At 61.5% G+C, this 283-nt stretch carries 1 protein-coding gene; it reads right to left on the reverse strand.

All coding sequences use genetic code 11. From position 1 onward, the window contains the following. Nucleotides 1-283, reverse strand: a 283-nt coding sequence (locus tag J3B89_RS21090; RefSeq protein ID WP_215768318.1) for a dienelactone hydrolase family protein, incomplete at both ends; no start/stop codon positions are given.

Genomic DNA, 283 nt, shown 5'->3' on the forward strand with positions numbered 1-283 from the left:
GACGCTGGCGTAGTGCTGCCACCGTGGCGGCGATATCTTCTACACCTTTGTTCTGATCGTACTTCTGGAAAAACTCAAACGCGCGCTTCCAGCCTTCTGGCGAGTAGTCGAGCTCGACCCCGGGTTCGATGCGCCAGAACAGGTCGGGCACCAGCACCACATAACCTTCTTGCGCGTACCGGTCGGCTAGCGTGCGCATCGTGCCGTTCACGCCGAAGATCTCCTGGCACATGACGATGCCGGGACCACGTCCGCTGGCGGGCACGGCGAGGTAGGCGTTGAA

It is taken from the genome of Rheinheimera oceanensis, assembly GCF_018831085.1.
Lineage (GTDB): Bacteria > Pseudomonadota > Gammaproteobacteria > Enterobacterales > Alteromonadaceae > Alishewanella > Alishewanella oceanensis.